17 protein-coding genes are annotated in these 18,443 nt (G+C 71.1%); 9 read left to right on the top strand and 8 right to left on the bottom strand.

All coding sequences use genetic code 11. The features are described from left to right. Positions 1–2: 2 nt before the first annotated feature. Positions 3–935, top strand: coding sequence for a dihydrodipicolinate synthase family protein (locus ACFPQ9_RS24280; RefSeq protein ID WP_380856933.1), 933 nt, complete (start codon positions 3–5; stop codon positions 933–935). Here ACFPQ9_RS24280 and ACFPQ9_RS24285 read toward each other — a convergent pair whose 3' ends face one another. The 6 genes from ACFPQ9_RS24285 to leuA form a co-directional block, all read right to left on the bottom strand. Then, complete coding sequence (locus tag ACFPQ9_RS24285; protein WP_380856936.1) at positions 936–2,114, bottom strand: sialidase family protein; 1,179 nt, start codon at positions 2,112–2,114, stop codon at positions 936–938. 39 nt (positions 2,115–2,153) lie between these two features. Beyond that, positions 2,154–2,813, bottom strand: coding sequence for a response regulator (locus ACFPQ9_RS24290; RefSeq protein ID WP_380856939.1), 660 nt, complete (start codon positions 2,811–2,813; stop codon positions 2,154–2,156). Further along, complete coding sequence (locus tag ACFPQ9_RS24295; protein WP_380856942.1) at positions 2,810–4,042, bottom strand: sensor histidine kinase; 1,233 nt, start codon at positions 4,040–4,042, stop codon at positions 2,810–2,812. The genes ACFPQ9_RS24290 and ACFPQ9_RS24295 overlap by 4 nt, the downstream gene beginning before the upstream one ends. Positions 4,043–4,097: 55 nt before the next feature. Beyond that, positions 4,098–6,182, bottom strand: a complete 2,085-nt coding sequence (locus tag ACFPQ9_RS24300) for an MMPL family transporter (protein WP_380856945.1) — start codon at positions 6,180–6,182, stop codon at positions 4,098–4,100. Positions 6,183–6,326: 144 nt separating this feature from the next. Beyond that, a complete protein-coding gene (locus ACFPQ9_RS24305; RefSeq protein ID WP_380856948.1) occupies positions 6,327–7,025 on the bottom strand; it encodes a TerB family tellurite resistance protein in 699 nt (232 codons plus the stop codon). A gap of 173 nt (positions 7,026–7,198) precedes the next feature. Then, positions 7,199–8,920, bottom strand: a complete 1,722-nt coding sequence (gene leuA / locus ACFPQ9_RS24310) for a 2-isopropylmalate synthase (RefSeq protein ID WP_380856951.1) — start codon at positions 8,918–8,920, stop codon at positions 7,199–7,201. Between the two features lie 319 nt (positions 8,921–9,239). Here leuA and ACFPQ9_RS24315 point away from each other — a divergent pair, with 319 nt between their 5' ends. Genes ACFPQ9_RS24315 through ACFPQ9_RS24330 form a run of 4 tightly spaced genes read left to right on the top strand, consistent with a single transcriptional unit; the run spans position 9,240 to position 13,220 of the window. Then, positions 9,240–10,310: a M4 family metallopeptidase gene (locus tag ACFPQ9_RS24315; protein ID WP_380856954.1), complete on the top strand. Its 1,071-nt coding sequence runs from the start codon at positions 9,240–9,242 to the stop codon at positions 10,308–10,310. Between the two features lie 21 nt (positions 10,311–10,331). Beyond that, positions 10,332–10,598, top strand: a complete 267-nt coding sequence (locus ACFPQ9_RS24320; RefSeq protein ID WP_380856957.1) for a protealysin inhibitor emfourin — start codon at positions 10,332–10,334, stop codon at positions 10,596–10,598. A 46-nt stretch (positions 10,599–10,644) separates the two neighbouring features. Next, a complete protein-coding gene (locus ACFPQ9_RS24325; RefSeq protein ID WP_380856960.1) occupies positions 10,645–11,979 on the top strand; it encodes a GH1 family beta-glucosidase in 1,335 nt (444 codons plus the stop codon). Continuing rightward, on the top strand, positions 11,976–13,220 hold the full coding sequence (locus ACFPQ9_RS24330; protein ID WP_380856963.1) for an MFS transporter: 1,245 nt from the start codon (positions 11,976–11,978) through the stop codon (positions 13,218–13,220). The genes ACFPQ9_RS24325 and ACFPQ9_RS24330 overlap by 4 nt, the downstream gene beginning before the upstream one ends. Before the next feature lie 80 nt (positions 13,221–13,300). On the opposite strand, the gene ACFPQ9_RS24335 is transcribed toward ACFPQ9_RS24330, so the two are convergent. Next, positions 13,301–14,155, bottom strand: coding sequence for an NAD-dependent epimerase/dehydratase family protein (locus ACFPQ9_RS24335; RefSeq protein WP_380856966.1), 855 nt, complete (start codon positions 14,153–14,155; stop codon positions 13,301–13,303). A gap of 119 nt (positions 14,156–14,274) precedes the next feature. Between ACFPQ9_RS24335 and ACFPQ9_RS24340 the strand changes: the two genes are divergently transcribed. Together ACFPQ9_RS24340 and ACFPQ9_RS24345 are read left to right on the top strand one after the other, a co-directional pair. Continuing rightward, positions 14,275–15,120, top strand: coding sequence for a helix-turn-helix transcriptional regulator (locus tag ACFPQ9_RS24340; protein WP_380856969.1), 846 nt, complete (start codon positions 14,275–14,277; stop codon positions 15,118–15,120). Between the two features lie 164 nt (positions 15,121–15,284). Further along, positions 15,285–15,761 (top strand): hypothetical protein, encoded by a 477-nt coding sequence (locus tag ACFPQ9_RS24345; protein ID WP_380856972.1) that lies wholly within the window; start codon positions 15,285–15,287, stop codon positions 15,759–15,761. Positions 15,762–15,807: 46 nt separating this feature from the next. Here the strand turns inward: ACFPQ9_RS24345 and ACFPQ9_RS24350 are convergent, their stop codons facing one another. Beyond that, complete coding sequence (locus ACFPQ9_RS24350) at positions 15,808–16,146, bottom strand: P-II family nitrogen regulator (RefSeq protein WP_380856975.1); 339 nt, start codon at positions 16,144–16,146, stop codon at positions 15,808–15,810. A 141-nt stretch (positions 16,147–16,287) separates the two neighbouring features. On the opposite strand from ACFPQ9_RS24350, the gene era reads away from it, so the two are divergent. Further along, a complete protein-coding gene (gene era / locus ACFPQ9_RS24355; RefSeq protein ID WP_380856978.1) occupies positions 16,288–17,247 on the top strand; it encodes a GTPase Era in 960 nt (319 codons plus the stop codon). A 131-nt stretch (positions 17,248–17,378) separates the two neighbouring features. After that, entirely contained in the window at positions 17,379–18,443 is a 1,065-nt protein-coding gene (locus ACFPQ9_RS24360; RefSeq protein WP_380856981.1) for a PhoH family protein, read from the top strand.

Here is an 18,443-nt window from a genome sequence, read left to right on the forward strand (position 1 = left end):
CCATGATCCCCACCCCGCTCACCGGTGTCGTCCCGCCCGTCTGCACGCCCCTGACACCGGACCGCGAGGTGGACGTCCCGTCACTGCGCAGGCTGATCGACCATCTGACGGAGGGCGGGGTGCACGGTCTGTTCGTGCTCGGCTCGACGTCGGAGGTGGCGTATCTGACGGACCGGCAGCGGCGCCTGGTGGTGGAGACGGCCGTAGGACACGCGGGCGGCCGGCTTCCGGTCCTGGCCGGCGTGATCGACATGACGACGCCACGGGTCCTGGACCACGTACGGCAGGTCACGGAGGCGGGCGCGGACGCCGTGGTGGCGACGGCCCCGTTCTACGCGCGCACCCACCCCGCCGAGATCGCCCGCCACTACCGCCTGATCGCGGCGGCCTGCCCGGTCCCGGTCATCGCCTACGACCTGCCGTCCGCCGTGCACACCGAACTCCCCGCCGAGGTGGTCCTGGACCTGGCAGCCGAGGGTGCGCTGGCCGGTCTGAAGGACTCCAGCGGCGATCTGGCCGGTTTCCGCGAGGTCGTCATGGGCGTCCGCAACCGGCCCGACCTCAAGGGCTTCAGCGTGCTGACCGGCTCCGAACTCCTCGTCGACGCGGCCCTCGCGATCGGGGCCGACGGGGCGGTGCCGGGCCTGGCCAACGTCGACCCGGCGGGCTACGTCCGCCTCGACCGCCTGCACCGCTCCGGCGACCTGACCTCGGCCCGCGCCGAGCAGGAACGTCTGTGCGCCCTGTTCGGCATGGTCACGGTCGGGGATCCCGGGCGGATGGGCGGCAGTTCGTCGGCCCTGGGCGCGTTCAAGGCGGCGCTGTACCTACGGGGCGTCATCGACTGCCCGGCGACAGCGGACCCCCAGGTACCGCTGTCGCCCGAGGAAGTGGAGCGGGTGGGAAAGTTCCTGGCGGGGGCGGGGTTGCTGTAGCTACGGGATCGACAGGCGGCGGAACTCGATCGTCTCGTACGTCCCCGACTCGCCCGTCTCGTACAGGATGCCGACCGTGCTCCCGTCCAGCCCCACCAGGTCGGAGTACGCCGCCCGCTTCTGGGACAGGGTCAGTGCCTTGGTGAAGGTCGCTCCGCCGTTCGTGCTGCGCCACACCGCCATCGACTGCCGTGCGGTGGGGACGGACGGCCCGGAGAAGAGCAACGGGGCACCGGTGCCCGGGAGTTGGAGGACGCTGCCCTCGACCACCGGCACGTCGTTCAGTGAGGGCTGGATCGTGTACGGGCGGTCCAGGGTCTCGCCGCCGTCGCTGGAGACGCTGTCCAGGCGGTTGCCCGCGCTCGTGCCGTTCTGGTCGCGGGAGTTGAAGTACACCCTGCCGTCGGGGAGTTCGGCGGCGGTGGACTCGTTGGCGTTGCTGTAGCCGTCGTACGTCTCGTCGACGAAGCCCGTCTCCCAGGTGTGCCCGCCGTCGTCGCTGTAGATGGCGTGCGCGCCGTAGTACTTCGCCTCCTGCCCGGTGTCACCGGATCCGGACGGCGGGGCCACAGAGTGGTTCGACGGGACCACCAGGCGCCCCGCGTGCCTGCCGCGCCGCAGCGCGATCGCGTGCCCGGGGCCGGTCGCGTACCAGCGCCAGTTCGCCCGCTTCACGTCCCCCGTGACATCGCGCGGGGAGCCGAAGGTGCGGCCGTCGTCCGTGCTGCGCTGCACGAACACCCGACGGCTCTGCGCCGCCGTCACCTCGCCCCGCATGATCTGGGCCTCCGTCACGTCCCCGCTGTTGTAGGAGGTGACCAGCACGACCGCACCGGTGGCCGGATCCACCACCGGCGCCGGATTGCCCCGTGTGTCCCCCTCCCCGGCGGCGACCACCGCCAGGGGGCCCCAGGTGCAGCCGCCGTCGGCGGACCGTCTGAGGACGACATCGATGTCCCCGGTGTCGCCGGCACCGTCGTGCCGGCCCTCGGCGAAGGCCAGCAGCGTGCCCTGCGGGGTCGTGACGGTGGCCGGGATGCGGTACGTGTCGTAGCCGCCCTCGCCCGAGACGTACGGGACGGAGGACGTGCAGCCGGGGGCCGCCGAGGCGGTGCCGACGGCGGTGAGTGGGGTCAGGAGTACGGCGGTGGCCAGGAGTGTGCGGCTCAGGAGGGTCATCGAGCTCCCTTGACGGAGGGTCAGACATTGACCTGTCCGTCACAGGTTCCCCGGAGTCACCATCCCTGACTCATACGCCACGACGACCAGCTGTGCCCGGTCCCGCGCGCCCAGCTTGCCCATGATGCGGCTGACATGGGTCTTGGCCGTGAGGGGACTGAGTCCCAACGCTTCCGCGATCTCCGTGTTGTTGAGGCCGCGCGCGACCAACGTCAGCACTTCGCGTTCACGTTCGGACAGGCATTCGGGCCCGCCGGCCGCGGGTGCCGAGGGGCTGCGCAGGAACCGCTCGATCAGCCGTGCGGTCGGCCCCGGCGACAGCAGGGAGTCCCCCGCGGCCACGGTACGGATGGCGTCGAGGAGTTCGGCCGGGCGGGTGTCCTTGACGAGGAAACCGGAGGCGCCGGCGCGCAGCGCGTCCACGATGTTCTCGTCGGTGTCGTAGGTGGTCAGGACGAGCACGCGTACCCCGGCCAGATCCTCGTCGGCCGCGATCAGACGGGTCGCCTCGATGCCGTCGAGGTCGGGCATGCGGATGTCCATCACGACGAGGTCGGCACGCGAGGCGCGGGCCAGTTCCGCGGCCTCCCGACCGGTGGCCGCCTGGCCGACGACCTCCATGTCCGGGGCCGACTCGACCAGCATGGCGAACGCCTCCCTGACCAACGTCTGGTCGTCCGCGAGCAGGACGCGGATCATCGCTCTCCCTCCCGGCCGGTGCCGGTGGGCAGCACTGCGCTCACTTCGAATCCCCCCTGGTCGCGCGGCCCGGCGTCGAGTGTGCCACCCACGCTGCGGGCCCGCTCACGCATCCCCACCAGACCGTGGCCCGGGGCCTGGCCGGCGGGGGCGGGGCAGCGGCCGTCGTCGGTGACCGACAGCCGCAGGTCGCCCCGCTCCTCGTACAGCGCGACACGCACCGCCGGTTCGGGTCCCGCGTGCCGGACCACGTTCGTCAGCGCCTCCTGCACGATCCGGTACGCCGCCGCGCCCACGGCCGGCGGCGCCTGACGCACCCGTACGTCCGAGACGACCCGGGCTCCCGCGAGGCGCGCCGTCTCCACCAGGTCCGGCACTCCGTCCAGGCCGGGCAGCGGGCCGCGGGTCTCGCCCGCGACGCCCTGGTCGCGCAGCACTTCCAGCGTGCCGCGCACCTCACCGCGTGCCGTACGGCAGGTCTCGGCGATGTCGTCGAGGGCCTTGGCGATCGTCGCGCGGTCCAGCCGCTCCGGGTCCGCCGCCAGTACGTGCGCGGCCACCGACGTCTGCACGCCGATGAGGGTGATGCTGTGGGCGAGCAGGTCGTGCAGGTCCCGGGCGATGCGCAGGCGCTCCTCGGCGACGCGGCGGCGGGCCTCCTCCTCGCGGGTGCGTTCGGCGCGCTCGGCGCGTTCGACGATGGCGGCGACGTACTGGCGGTAGTAGCGGACGTCGATGCCGCTGAAGAGGAACGCGAAGACCCAGCCGGAGATCCGCAGGAGCTCCGCCGTCCCGTCGGGGTTGGTGAGGGCGTTGAGGAACAGGGTCACACCGAGGACGGCGGCGCCGGTGAGCAGGGTGCGGCGCACCGTGCCGGTCACGGCGACCGTGTACAGCACCACCATGGTCGCGAAGATGGGCGCGGCGTGGTTGTTGTCGAGGGCGTGGTACGGGGCGATGCAGATCATCACCGCGAGCAGGACCAGCAGCGGACGGTGGCGCCGCCACACCAGGGCGGCGTGAGCGGCGAGCAGCAGGGCCCAGCCGAGCGCGTCGGGCCGGCGCCCGTCGTCGGCGAGCAGGGCCATCGCGGTGGCGAGGACGGCCCACCCGGCGGCCAGGAGCGCGTCGTTGCGGGTGCGGTGCGGGGCGGTCATGGGGTCGCGGTTGATGGCCGCCATGACCCGCTCGCCGACGCGGGGCCGTACCTGTGTTCTGTTCGCCTGCACGGGCTCATCCTCCGCGATGGGGGCGCCCCTCCGGGAAGGAGGGGCGCCCGTCGGTTCAGTGGGCGGACACGGCCACGGGCTCCGGTTCCTTCGGCGGAACGGGCGGCTGCGGCCCCCGGGAGAGCGGGCCCGGCCACCACACCTTGCGCCCCAGCGCCACGCCGGCGCTGGTCACCAGGTAGGTGCGGACCAGGAAGGTGTCCAGGAGCACGCCGACCGCGATGACGAAGCCCAGCTCCACGAGCTGCACCAGCGGCATGTTGGTGAGCACCGCGAAGGTGGCGGCGAGGACGAGCCCGGCGGAGGCGATGACGCCGCCCGTGGTGCGCAGCGCGGTGAGCGCGGCCGCGGCCGGTTCGGCGCCGCTCAGGCACTCCTCGCGCATCCGGTGCATCAGGAAGATGCCGTAGTCGACGCCGAGGGCCACGAGGAACACGAAGGAGAGCAGTCCAAGGCCCGGGTCGGTGCCCTCGAAGCCGAAGACGGGCCCGAAGACGAGTCCGCCGATGCCGAGCGCCGCCGCCCACACCGCGACCACGGCCGCCACCAGGATCAGCGGCGCGACGAGCGAGCGCAGCAGGGCGACGAGGATCAGCAGCACCGACAGCAGCACGATCGGCACGACGACGAGGCGGTCGCGGGCGTTGGTGTCCTTCAGGTCGAGCTGCTGGGCGCTGGCCCCGCCGACATAGGAGCCGTCGAGCCGCTCACGCAGGGCCTCGATGGTGGCGGTCTCCCCGGCGGACTGGGGCGGTGCGGTGGCGAGGACGGAGATCTCGGTCCAGCCGTCTCCGGTACGGCCCTGCCGCGCGCTGTCGACGCCGCGCGTGTCGCGGATCGACGCCAGGGTGGCCCCGGCGCGGCCCTCCGGCGTGATCACGCTGATGGGCTGGGTGCCGCGCTCGGGGTAGGCGGCGGCCAGCGTCTCCATGGCGGCGACGGCGTCCGGCTTGGAGGTGAAGGAGTCCTCCTGCTTGAGGTTGCCGGGCAGGTCGAGGGTGCCGAGCGCGAGCGCGCCGAGCAGGACGGCGCCGGCCGCGAGGACGGTGCGGGGCCGGCGCCCGGCCGAGCCGCCCATCGCCGTGAACAGGGACCGGCGGGCCTTGGGTGTGCTGCCGAGGCGCGGCACGAGCGGCCAGAACACGCGCCGGCCGAGCAGGACGAGGATCGCGGGCAGCAGTGTCAGCATGGCGAGGAGGGCGCACAGCACCCCGACGGTGCCGAGCGGGCCCATGCCCCGGCTGGAGTTGAGGTCGGCGGCGAGCAGGCACAGCAGTCCGGCGGCGACGGTGCCGGAGGAGGCGAGCACGGCGGGCCCGCAGCCCCTGAGGGCGGCGACCATGGCGTCGTAGGGGCGCTCGATGCGCCGCAGTTCTTCCCGGTACCGGGAGACGAGCAGAAGCGCGTAGTCGGTCCCGGCACCGAACACCAGAATCGTCATGATCCCGGAGCTCTGGCCGGAAACGGACGTCCCGAATCCCTGGTTGAGCCCGTAGGCGACGCCCATGGACAGATAGTCGGCCAGGCCGGCGACGGTGAGCGGGACCAGCCACAGGAACGGGCTGCGGTAGATGAGGACGAGCAGCAGCGCGACGACCGCGGCGGTGGTGTAGAGCAGCGGCCCGTCGAGCGAGTTGTAGACCTCGCCGGCGTCGGTGGCGAGCGCCCCCGACCCGCCGACGTCGACGCTCAGCCCGTCGTTCCCGCGCGCGACGTCCCGGACGTCGTTGACGAGCCGGTCGCGTGCGTCCTCGTCGGTCCCCGGCTCGGTGCTCGCGACCGGGTACATCAGCGTGGTCCCGTCCCGCGACGGCACACCCTGCGGTTCACCGGTGAGCTTGTGCTCGCCCGCGATCCGCTCGATCTGCTCGGCGGCGGTCGCCCTGTCCCCGGCGGTCAGCCCACCGTCCCGGTGATACACGACGACCATCTCGGTGGCCTCACCCCCGGGCAGCCGCTCCTGGATCCTGGCCACCTGCGTGGAATCGGCACTGGCCGGCAGATAGTCGACGGCCCGGTCCCGCTGCACGTCGGCGAGCTTCGACGCGAACGGCGACACCACCGCCAGCACGACGATCCACAACCCGAGCACAAGCCAGGGCACCGCCCGCCGCCGCCCACTCGTCCCTACGGCCCCCATGAGACGGGCCCCCTTCCGATCGGATGTCTGAGTCGCTTCAAGACTTCCGGCCGGGGGGCGGTGAATCGTCGGGCGGGAGGGCGAGTTGGGGGCTACTGCCGGGGGCGACGTGACGGGGCGATTACTCCCTGGGGAGTACGGCGCTCACGACGGCGTTCGGGCCGCCGCCGCCAGCAGTCTCGTCACATCGTCCGTGCAGATCGTGAGGGCCGCGCCCACCGTCGCGAGGGCGTCCCGTTCGGCGGGGGTGTAGGGGCCGTCGGCCAGGGCGATACGGGCTCCCTGCAGGAGGATCGATTCGCGGCCGGCGGGGGCGAGGTGCGCGGCGAGGGGGTCCAGGGCCTCGTGGAGCTCTATGGCGAGGCCGGCCCCGCAGGGCTCGGCGAAGACACGGCCGGTGTCGGCGGCCAGGGCCTCGACCAGGGCGCTCAGCTGGTCCACCGTGCAGTCGTCGAAGCCGGCGGCGCGCACGGTGGTCGCGGCGGTCTCCAGGGACGTACGGGCGCAGGTGCCGCCCGCCGCCAGCACCGCGAGGGCGACCGTGTGGACGGCGTCGCGGAGCATCGCGGAGAAGCGGGTGGTGGTCGGATGGTCGAGGACCTCGGTGCCGAAGTGGCGGCGGCAGGCCGCGCACTCCACCACGGGGGCGGTCTCGCCGCGCGGCAGCACGGGCACGCCGAGCAGCGTGAAGCGGCGATGGCCGGCCAGCCGCTGGTAGTTGCGGTCGCCTCCGCATCCCGGGCAGAAGAACTCACCGTCACCCACGGCCGACCATGCGGTGCGGGTGCCCAGGATGCGCGCAGGCCTGGCGGCACGGCCGTCTCGTCCCCGTCCTGGCAGCACGTCGCACCTCCGTAATGCCGCGGCAACATCGCCGCGTTGGCGTGATGTTAGCCACATCATGACCGCGGAGTCAGTACCCCGAACGAGACCTTTCTGTGACCTGCACAGGTCAATGGCCGAAAACAGACAGTTCTCCGCGCCCCTCAGGGGCACGGAGAACTGGGAGCGAACCGTCAGCGAGCCGCCCGGTTGACCGCCGAGACGACCGCCTTCAGCGAGGCACGGGTCGTGTTCGCGTCGATACCGATCCCCCACAGGACCTTGCCGTCGATCGCACACTCGATGTACGAGGCGGCCTGCGCGGAGGCACCCTCGCTCATCGTGTGCTCCTGGTAGTCCAGCAGGCGTACGTCGATCCCGATGGACTGCAGGGCGTCGAAGAAGGCCGAGATCGGACCGTTGCCGGTACCGGACAGCACGGTGTCGGCGCCGTCGACCGTCGCCTCCACCTTCAGCGTGTCCACGCCGTCCGTGTCGGTCGTCGACTGACCGTTCCTGACCTGGATACGACCCCACGGGTTCTCGGGGTTCGGCAGGTACTCGTCCTGGAAGACCGCCCAGATGTCGGAGCCGGTGACCTCGCCGCCCTCGGCGTCCGTCTTGGCCTGGATCAGCTTGGAGAACTCGATCTGCATCCGGCGCGGCAGGTCCAGCTTGTGGTCGTTCTTCAGGACGTACGCGATACCGCCCTTGCCGGACTGCGAGTTGACGCGGATGACCGCCTCGTAGGAGCGGCCGACGTCCTTCGGGTCGATCGGCAGGTACGGCACGGCCCACTCGATGTCGTCGACCGTGACGCCGCGGGCGGCCGCGTCGGCCTCCATCGCGTCGAAGCCCTTCTTGATGGCGTCCTGGTGGGAGCCGGAGAAGGAGGTGTAGACCAGGTCGCCCACGTACGGGTGGCGCGGGTGGACCTCCATCTGGTTGCAGTACTCCCACGTACGACGGATCTCGTCGATGTCGGAGAAGTCGATCTGCGGGTCGACGCCCTGCGAGAACAGGTTCATGCCCAGGGTGACCAGGTCGACGTTGCCGGTGCGCTCGCCCTGCCCGAACAGACAGCCCTCGATGCGGTCGGCGCCGGCCATCAGCGCCAGCTCGGCCGCCGCCACCGCCGTACCGCGGTCGTTGTGCGGGTGGACCGACAGGCAGACGTGCTCACGGCGGGACAGGTTGCGGCCCATCCACTCGAAGCGGTCCGCGTGCGTCGACGGGGTCGAACGCTCCACCGTGGCGGGCAGGTTGAGGATGATCTCGCGGCCGGGACCGGGCTGGTAGACATCCATCACCGCCTCGCAGACCTCCAGCGCGAAGTCCAGCTCGGTGTCGGTGAAGATCTCGGGGCTGTACTGGTAGCCGAACTCGGTCTCCGGGCCCAGCAGCTTCTCGGCGTACTCCATCACCAGACGGGTGCCGTCGACGGCGATCTGCTTGATGTCGTCCTTGGAGCCGCGGAAGACCACCCGGCGGAAGACGGGCGCCGTGGCGTTGTACAGGTGGACGGTCGCGCGCTTGGCGCCCTTCAGGGACTCCACCGTGCGCTCGATCAGGTCCTCGCGGGCCTGGGTCAGTACGGAGATGGTGACGTCGTCCGGGATCGCGCCCGGCTCTTCGATGATCGACCGTACGAAATCGAAATCCGTCTGTCCCGACGCCGGGAAGCCGACCTCGATCTCCTTGTAGCCCATCTTGACCAGCTGGTCGAACATCCGGCGCTTGCGCTCGGGCGACATCGGGTCGATCAGGGCCTGGTTGCCGTCACGCAGGTCGGTGGAGAGCCAGCGGGGGGCGGTGGTGACACGCTTGTCCGGCCAGGTCCGGTCGGGGATGTCGACCTGCTCGTAGCGGCCGTACTTGTGGATCGGCATAGCGCTGGGCTGCTGGCGGTTCGCCATGTCTGCGGGGCTCCTCAGGATGTCCGGAAGGACGGCCGACGACGCAACGCGAAGCTCCGCGGGGAGGGAGTCGACCTGGACTACAGGCCCTCGCCGCGGCAGCTAAGAAGAAGCAGCCCGAAACGCATGATGCGAAGCATGCTAGCCGAGGCTCTTCGGATGCGGGGCGCCGTTCCAGTATGCGGGACCCGCGGGACGAAAAGGGCAAAACGTGCGCCATACCACTTCGTCACAGAGAGTGCCGCTCTCTATCCGCATATTTCACCAATCATGGTTGCGACTAGTGACAGCCCGCTAACGCAGTGCAATGGTGCCGGACATGACGACCAACGGGGGCTTCGAGCCCGTCTTCTGCACCGTCGTACCACCCCACGTCCTGGACAAACTGGCCCGCAACGACGACCCCGCCCTTTCCGGCCCCGCCCGCCGCACCCTGATGCGCGACAGCGAGCTGCGCGGCCGCCGCCGTGTCACGACCGAGTTCGCCCTCGCGTCCGCCCCGACGGCGAAGGCACCGTCGGACCGGCCGCTGCGCACCGTCTACGACGCCGGGCACGGCACCGCCCTGCCCGGCACCGAGGTCCGCGGCGAGGGCACGGACCCCGGCCAGGACGCCACGGTCAACCGCGCCTTCTCCGGGCTCGGCGCCACCTTCGAGCTCTTCCTCAAGGCCTACGCCCGCCACTCCATCGACGGCGACGGTCTGCCACTGGACGCCACGGTCCACTACGACGAGAACTACAACAACGCCTTCTGGAACGGCGAGCAGATGGTGTTCGGCGACGGTGACGGTGAGATCTTCCTCGACTTCACCATCCCGATCGACGTCATCGGCCACGAGCTCACCCACGGCGTCACCCAGTACACGGCGAACCTGACGTACTACGGCCAGCCCGGCGCCCTGAACGAGTCCATGTCGGACGTCTTCGGCGCGCTGATCAAGCAGTACACCCTCGGCCAGACCGCCGCCGAGGCCGACTGGCTGATCGGCGCAGGTCTGCTCGCGCCCAGCGTCTCCGGCAAGGCCCTGCGCTCCATGAAGGAGCCCGGCAGCGCCTACGACGACGACGTGCTCGGCAAGGACCCGCAGCCCGCGACGATGGACGACTACGTCCGCACCGGCCGCGACAACGGCGGTGTCCACATCAACTCCGGCATCCCCAACCACGCCTTCTACCTGGCCGCCACCGCCCTCGGCGGCCACGCCTGGGAGAAGGCGGGACAGGTCTGGTACGACGTGCTGACCGGCGGCGAGCTGTCGGACCGGGCCATGTTCACCGACTTCGCCAAGCTGACCGTGAAGGCCGCGAAGGACCGCTTCGGGGACGGCGGCGAGGAACTTCAGGCCGTCTCGAAGGCTTGGGAGCAGGTCGGGGTGCGGATCTCCTGAGTCCGTACTAGACAGGGATCCATGCGTATTCAGGTACGGCGCACGGGTGGATTCGCGGGCATCGAGCGGTTCGCCGAGGTGGACACCTCGGGGCGGCCCGACGCCCAGGAGTGGCAGGCCCTGGCCGAGCGCGCGGTCGCGTCCGGCCGGGGCACGCCCCCGGTCGGGGTTCCGGACGGCTTCAGCTACCAGATCACCGTGGACGGCACGACGGTGTACTGCTCGGACCCCCGGCTCTCCGAGGAGCAGCGCAAGCTGATCACCAGGGTGCTGAAAGAAGGAGCGTAACGGGCAGTTCACGTCGGGGCGTTGACTTCCGTTACCGCCGGTACGGATGATCCGGCGCATGGCGATCGATGAGCGCGGCGCGACCCGACCGATACCCCGTTTCCCGGACGGCTTCCTGTGGGGCGTCTCGACGTCCGCCCATCAGATCGAGGGCGCGGTGGACGAGCGCGAGCGGTCCGTGTGGGACGCCTTCACGGCCGAGCCGGGACGGGTGAAGGACGGCTCCACGGCCGAGGTGGCGTGCGACCACTACCACCGCTACCGCGAGGACGTGGCACTGCTGGCCGGCCTCGGCGTGGGCGCGTACCGCTTCTCGGTCTCCTGGCCCCGGGTGAACTCCCCGAAGGGACTCGACTTCTACGACCGTCTGGTCGACGAGCTGTGCGCGGCGGGCGTACGGCCGGTCCCGACCCTCTTCCACTGGGATCTGCCCCTCACGCTGGACTGGCTGGAGCGGGACACGGCCGCGCGGTTCGCCGAGTACGTGTCCGTGGTCGCCGAGCGCCTGGGCGACCGCGTCCAGAAGTGGATCACCCTCAACGAACCTGCCGAGCACACTCTGCTGGGACACGCCCTCGGCACCCACGCCCCGGGCGGACAGCTGCTCTTCGACGCCCTTCCGGTCGCCCACCACCAGCTGCTGGCCCACGGCCTGGCGGTACGGGCCCTGCGCGCGGCCGGCGCCACCGACATCGGCATCGCCAACTCGCACGGGCCGACCTGGCCGGCGTCACGGGAGCAGCCGGACCTGGAGGCGGCCGACTTCTACGACCTGCTCCTGAACCGGCTGTTCGCCGACCCGTTGCTGCTCGGTCAATATCCGGACGGCATCGGCGAGTTGATGCCCGGAGACATCGAGTCGGACCTGAAGGTCATCGCCGAGCCGATCGACTTCTACGGCATCAACTACTACGCCCCGACCCGCGTGGGCGCCCCGCAGGGCACCGAGATCGACTTCGGCGGCGTGACGATGCCCGCCGAACTGCCCTTCTCGGTACGGGAGATCGAGGGCGTGCCGACGACCGACTTCGGCTGGCCGGTGGTCCCCGAGGCCCTGACGGCACTGCTGACGGGCTTCCGCGAACGCTACGGCGACCGGCTGCCGCCCGTCGTCATCACCGAGAACGGCTGCTCGTACGAGGGCGTCGACGACCAGGAGCGGATCGCCTATCTGGACGGCCATATCCGCGCCCTGCACCGGGCGGTGGAGGCGGGCGTGGACGTGCGCGGGTACTTCGTGTGGTCGCTGCTGGACAACTTCGAGTGGGCCGAGGGGTACGCGCGCCGGTTCGGCCTGGTCCATGTGGACTACGAGACACAGACGAGGACGCCCAAGACGTCGTACGGCTGGCTGCGGGACGTGCTCCGGGCGCAGGGGTGAACCCTCCGCACGCCCTCGCCGATCCGGTCGAACGGGTCGGCGGGGGCTGGACGGCGACGCTGGGACTGGCCAACGTGGCGATCTGGGTGGGCTGGTACGGCCCGCTCCAGATCCTGCTGGCCCAGCAGGCGGAGGACTTCGCGCCCGGCACGGGGATGTCGAAGGAGACCCTGCTGGCGTGGGTCACGGGTGCGGGCGCGGTGGTGTCGCTGGCGGCGAACCCGTTCTTCGGCGCGCTGTCGGACCGCACGACGGCCCGCCGGGGCCGCCGTACGCCGTGGATCGTGGCCGGGGCGGCGGGCGGCGCGCTGTCGTTGCTGCTGCTCGCGGGCGCGGGCGGGCTGTGGCTGATGGCGCTCGGCTGGTGCCTGGTCCAGCTGACCCTGAACGCGGCCTTCGCGGCGGTGACGGCCGCGGTGCCGGACCGGGTGCCACGGCTCCAACGGGGCGTCGTGGGCGGCTGGCTGGGGGCGGCGCAGATCCTCGGGGCGGTCGCCGGGACGGGTCTGGCGACGGCGGTCGGCGGGATCGCGGCGGGGTACGCGGCGTGCGCGGTGTTCGTCGTGGCCGGGGTGCTTCCGTACGTGCTCCGGTACCGGGATCTCCGGCTGGACGCCGCGGACCGGGCGGCCTGGTCCTGGCGCTCCTTCACGCGCGGCTTCTGGCTGAGCCCGCGCCGCTACCCGGACTTCGGCTGGGCCTGGCTGACCCGCTTCCTGATCAACCTCAGCAACGCGCTGGTGATCCTCTACCTGCTCTACTACCTCCGCGACCGCCTCCACCACGACGACCCCGAGCAGGGCGTGCTGATCCTGACCGCGGTGAACGCGGTGTCCCTGCTGGCCACGGTCGTGGTGGGCGGCATCCGGTCGGACCGGGTGGGCCGCCGCAAGCCCTTCGTGCACTGGTCCGGCGTCCTGATGGCGGCGGCCACCGCCCTGCTCGCCGCCTGGCAGACCTGGCCGAGCGCGATCGTCGTGGCGGCCCTGCTGGGCGTGGGCCTGGGGGTCTTCATGTCGGTCGACTTCGCGCTGATGACGGACGTGCTGCCAAAGGCACGGGACCGGGGCAAGGACCTGGGCGTGATCAACGTGGCCAACGCCCTGCCCCAGGTCGCGGCCCCCGCCCTCGCCGCCCCGATCGTGACGTACCTGGGCGGCTACCGGGTGCTGTACGCGGTGGCGGCGGTGATCGGGGTGGCGGGGGCGGTGCTGGTGAACCAGATCAAAGGCGTCGATTAGACGCGCCCAAGGGGCGCGGGGAACTGCGCGACCAGCCACAACGAACCCGCGCCCGCCAGACCACCCCTCGCGGCACCCCGTTACAGCGCCCCGGCCTCCCGAGCCGCATAAACACTCGGAAACACCGGCCGATACCCCAGCTCCCGCCGGATCCGCTCGGTGGACATGACCCCCACCCACGGATCGGGATCCGTACGCTCGTACAACTCCTCCGGCACCTCGAGCCCGTTCAGCTGATGCAGCTCGACCGCCGTGACCGGGGCGTCGTCGGCGATGTTGTACGCCCGCCCCGCGATCCCCGGCGCGTGCAGGATCCGCAGCAGCCCCTGAGCGACGTCCACATGGTGACCCATGTGCAGCCGCTGCGTCGCCGCCCAGTCCCGCAGCAGGACCACGGCCCGGGCCAGATGCGGATCACCCTCGCCGTAGACGAACGGAAGCCGCGCGACGCGTACGTCCATGCCCTCCAGCGCGAGCAGAGCCCGCTCCGCCTGCGCCTTGGACTCGGGGTAGGCACCCCACAGCGACCCGCCGGGCCGGCTCTCGTCGTCCTCGGTCATCGGCCTGCCACGCCCGGTGCCGTACACCAGGCCCGTGCTGACCTGCACGAACCTGCGCACACCGGCGGCCTGGGCGGCGCGGCCCAGTTCCACGGCCGCGTCCCGGTTGACCGCCCGCGCCTCCTCGTCCGGGACCCCGCGGAAGGCCGCCGCGACGTTGACGACCGCGTCGACCCCGGCGACCGCCTTGCCGAGCACCTCGGCGTCCCGCAGGTCGCCGACGACGACCTCGGCGCCCAGGTCGGCGAACGGCTCGCCCCGTGCCGCGTCCCGGACCAGAACCCGTACGCGCTCCCCAGCCCTGGCCTGCGCCAGCAGCCGCGGCACGAAGCGCCGGCCGACCTGTCCCGTCGTACCCGTCACCAATGTCAGCATGATCTGCTCCTCTCGTCACCGACCACCCTCGGACGGGGCCGGTGGAAGCGGGAGAGACCCGTTGATCAGGGGATCGGCAGTCCCTGGATAAGGCGCCCGCCGTGCCGCAGGCTGGAGGGGTGAACCGAGCCGAACTCGCCGACTTCCTGCGCCGTGGCCGCGCCCGGCTGACCCCGTCGGACGTGGGCCTCACGGCCGGCTCCCGGCGCCGTACGCCGGGCCTGCGCCGCGAGGAGGTGGCGCAGCTGGCGGGCATGTCGGTGGACTACTACACCCGGCTGGAACAGTCCCGGGGCCCGCGCCCGTCCCGCCAGATGCTCACCGCGCTGGGCCGCGCGCTGCGCCTGACCGACATCGAGCAGGACCATCTGTTCCATCTGGCCGGCGAGGAGCCGCCGCGGCGCGAGACCGCGTCGGCGCATGTGCGCCCGGGGCTGCTGCTGATCCTGGACCGGCTGCACGACACACCGGCGCAGGTGGTGAACGACATCGGTGAGGTGCTGGCGCAGAACACCATGGCCAAGGCGCTGGTCGGGGACGTGATGTCCCGCCCGCGGCGCGAGCGCAACCTGATCCGGCTGTTCTTCCTCGACCCGGCGGCGCGCACGCTCATCCCGGAGGAGGACTGGCCGGGCCACGCCCGTGCCCATGTGTCCAGCCTGCGCGCGGTGGCCGCCGCACGCCCCGACGATCCGGAGCCGGCCGGCCTGGTCGCCGAACTGCGCGCCGGCAGCGAGGAGTTCGCCCGGCTGTGGGACGAGCACGAGGTGTCCCAGCGCGACCGGACGACCAAGCGCTTCGCGCACCCGCTGGTCGGCCTGCTGGAGCTGGACTGCGAGGTCATGGTCAGCCACCAGCACCACCACCTCCTGGTCGTCCACTCAGCCCGCCCCGGCACGGACTCCTACGAACGTCTCCGGCTGCTGCGCGTGGTGGGCCTCCAAGACATGGTGACCCGTGGGTAGTTGAGGCCGGAAATCACCCTTGCCGACCCCCGCCCCAGGCGCATCAATGGAAACGACGGTTCCGACGGACCGTCAGATCCCAGTTCGCTGCGCAGCGTGTCCGCACCCACCTGCCGAACTGTCCCCCCACGGAATTCCCCCACCCCGAAAGGGAGCGAATCCCCATGAGACGAACGCGTATCGGAGCAGGTGCGGCCCTGGCGGCCGGGGCCCTCGCCGTCACCGGCCTCGCCTTCGCACCCGCCGCTCTCGCCGTCACCCCCGCCACCGCGACGATCAACGCCGACTGCGGCAGCTTCGGCGGCGGCGAGTCCACGCTCACCGCGACCCAGAGCGGCACCTCCGCGACCATCACCCTCAAGTCCTCCGCGGTCACCGCGCCGATCGCGCTGGGCGCCGACTCGATCTCCTCGAAGCTCACGCTCGCGAAGGCGGGCGGCGGCAGCGTCGAGTTCACCGGCAAGGTGAACCCGGCGATGGCCGCCGGTGACCCCGTCCAGGTCGGCCCGCTCCCGGGCACCGTGGCCTCCGGCGACAGCCTGGAGGCGTTCGGCGGCTCGCTGGAGATGTCCGTCTTCGGCATCACCATCACCTGTACGGCGACCGGGCCGCAGTCGCCGGGCCCGTTCGTGTTCGACTGAGGCACCTGACGCACTGAGGAGCGCGGTCCCGGCGCCGTCGTGGCTGCTACAGCGCGTCGGGGCCGCGCTCGCCCGTCCGTACCCGTACGACCGTGTCCACCGGCAGCGCCCAGACCTTGCCGTCGCCGATCTTGCCGGTCCGGGCGGCCGTCACGACGGCGTCGATGACGTCCTGCGCCGCCGCGTCGTCCACGACGACCTCGATACGGACCTTCGGCACCAGGTCGACCTGGTACTCCGCGCCGCGGTACACCTCGGTGTGGCCGCGCTGCCGGCCGTAGCCGCTGGCCTCGGTCACGGTCAGGCCCTGCACGCCGATCTCCTGGAGAGCGGTCTTGACCTCGTCGAGCCGGTACGGCTTGACGATCGCGGTGATGAGCTTCATGCCTGCTTCTTGACCTTCTGCGCGGCGGGAGCGGACGCGGTGCCGGGGCTGCGTGCCCCGGGACCCCGCGATCGTAGGCGGTCCCGGCGTGCACCGTAAGGTCCGGGACCTTGTGCGGCGGGAGGTTGTGGATCAGGGAGAATGGGCGCCATGAGCGTTCGTCATCAGTCATCCGAGCCGTCCGAGGCCCCCCACCGCGCCGGCTTCGCCTGCTTCGTGGGCCGCCCCAACGCGGGCAAGTCCACCCTCACGAACGCTCTGGTCGGCCAGAAGGTGGCGATCACCGCGAACCAGCCACAGACGACGCGGCACACGGTGCGGGGGATCGTGCACCGGCCCGACGCCCAGCTGATCCTGGTGGACACCCCCGGGCTGCACAAGCCGCGCACGCTGCTGGGCGAGCGGTTGAACGACGTCGTACGCACCACCTGGGCCGAGGTCGACGTGATCGGCTTCTGCCTGCCCGCGAACGAGAAGCTCGGCCCCGGTGACCGGTTCATCGCGAAGGAGCTGGCGTCGATCAAGAAGACGCCGAAGATCGCGATCGTCACGAAGACCGACCTGGTGGACGGCAAGACCCTGGCCGAGCAGCTGATCGCGATCGACCAACTCGGCAAGGAGCTCGGCTTCGAGTGGGCCGAGATCGTGCCCGTCTCGGCGGTCGGCGACAAGCAGGTGGGCCTGCTGGCCGACCTGATCGTCCCGCTGCTGCCGGAGGGGCCCGCGCTCTACCCCGAGGGCGACCTCACCGACGAGCCCGAGCAGGTCATGATCGCGGAGCTGATCCGGGAGGCCGCGCTGGAGGGCGTCCGCGACGAGCTGCCGCACTCCATCGCCGTCGTGGTCGAGGAGATGCTCCCCCGTGAGGACCGCCCCGCCGACAAGCCCCTGCTCGACATCCACGCCTTCGTCTACATCGAGCGCCCCAGCCAGAAGGGCATCATCATCGGCCCCAAGGGCAAGCGCCTGAAGGACGTCGGCATCAAGTCCCGCAAGCAGATCGAGGCCCTCCTCGGCACCCCGGTCTTCCTCGACCTGCACGTGAAGGTCGCCAAGGACTGGCAGCGGGATCCCCGGCAGCTGCGCAAGCTGGGCTTCTGAGCCGCTCGGCCTGTCCCCGGGAAAAGCCCTACGGCACTGTCAGTCCCCCGGCGTACCCTTGAAATCGCCAGGCCGCCCATGTGGCGGGCGAGTCGTATCGAGGAGGACGAGCAAGGCCTACGAGCCGGCCCATGACTCAGACACCCACAGCTCACACACCCGCGCAGGGGCAGGCGAGAGCACAGTTCACCGTCCCCGCCCAGCACCCCATGGTGACCGTGCTGGGGTCCGGCGACTCCCTGCTGCGCGTGATCGAGACGGCCTTCCCGGCGACCGACATCCACGTCCGGGGCAATGAGATCAGCGCCGTCGGCGACTCAGCGGAAGTCGCCCTCATACAGCGCCTGTTCGACGAGATGATGCTGGTGCTCCGCACCGGGCAACCGATGACGGAGGACGCAGTGGAACGCTCGATCGCCATGCTCAGAGCCACTGAGAACGGGGAGGGCCCGGAGGAGACCCCGGCCGAGGTGCTCACCCAGAACATCCTCTCCTCCCGCGGCCGCACGATCCGCCCCAAGACCCTCAACCAGAAGCGGTACGTCGACGCGATCGACAAGCACACGATCGTCTTCGGCATCGGCCCCGCCGGTACCGGCAAGACCTATCTCGCCATGGCGAAGGCGGTGCAGGCCCTGCAGTCCAAGCAGGTCAACCGCATCATCCTGACCCGCCCCGCGGTGGAGGCGGGCGAGCGGCTCGGCTTCCTGCCCGGCACGCTCTACGAGAAGATCGACCCGTATCTGCGGCCGCTGTACGACGCGCTGCACGACATGCTCGACCCGGACTCCATCCCCAGGCTGATGGCCGCCGGGACCATCGAGGTCGCGCCGCTGGCGTACATGCGCGGACGCACGCTGAACGACGCCTTCATCATTCTCGACGAGGCCCAGAACACGAGCCCCGAGCAGATGAAGATGTTCCTCACCCGCCTCGGCTTCGACTCGAAGATAGTCATCACCGGTGACGTGACCCAGGTCGACCTCCCGGACGGCACCAAGTCCGGTCTGCGGCAGGTGCAGGACATCCTTGAGGGCCTGGACGACGTCCACTTCTCCCGGCTGTCGTCGCAGGATGTCGTCCGGCACAAGCTGGTCGGCCGTATCGTCGACGCCTACGAGAAGTACGACAACACGCACGGCACCCGGAACGGCACACACAAGGGCCGCGGCAAAGCCGGGCACAAGGGGAAGTAG

Origin of the sequence: Streptomyces coerulescens, assembly GCF_042657965.1 — a bacterium.
Taxonomy (GTDB): Bacteria; Actinomycetota; Actinomycetes; order Streptomycetales; family Streptomycetaceae; genus Streptomyces; species Streptomyces coerulescens.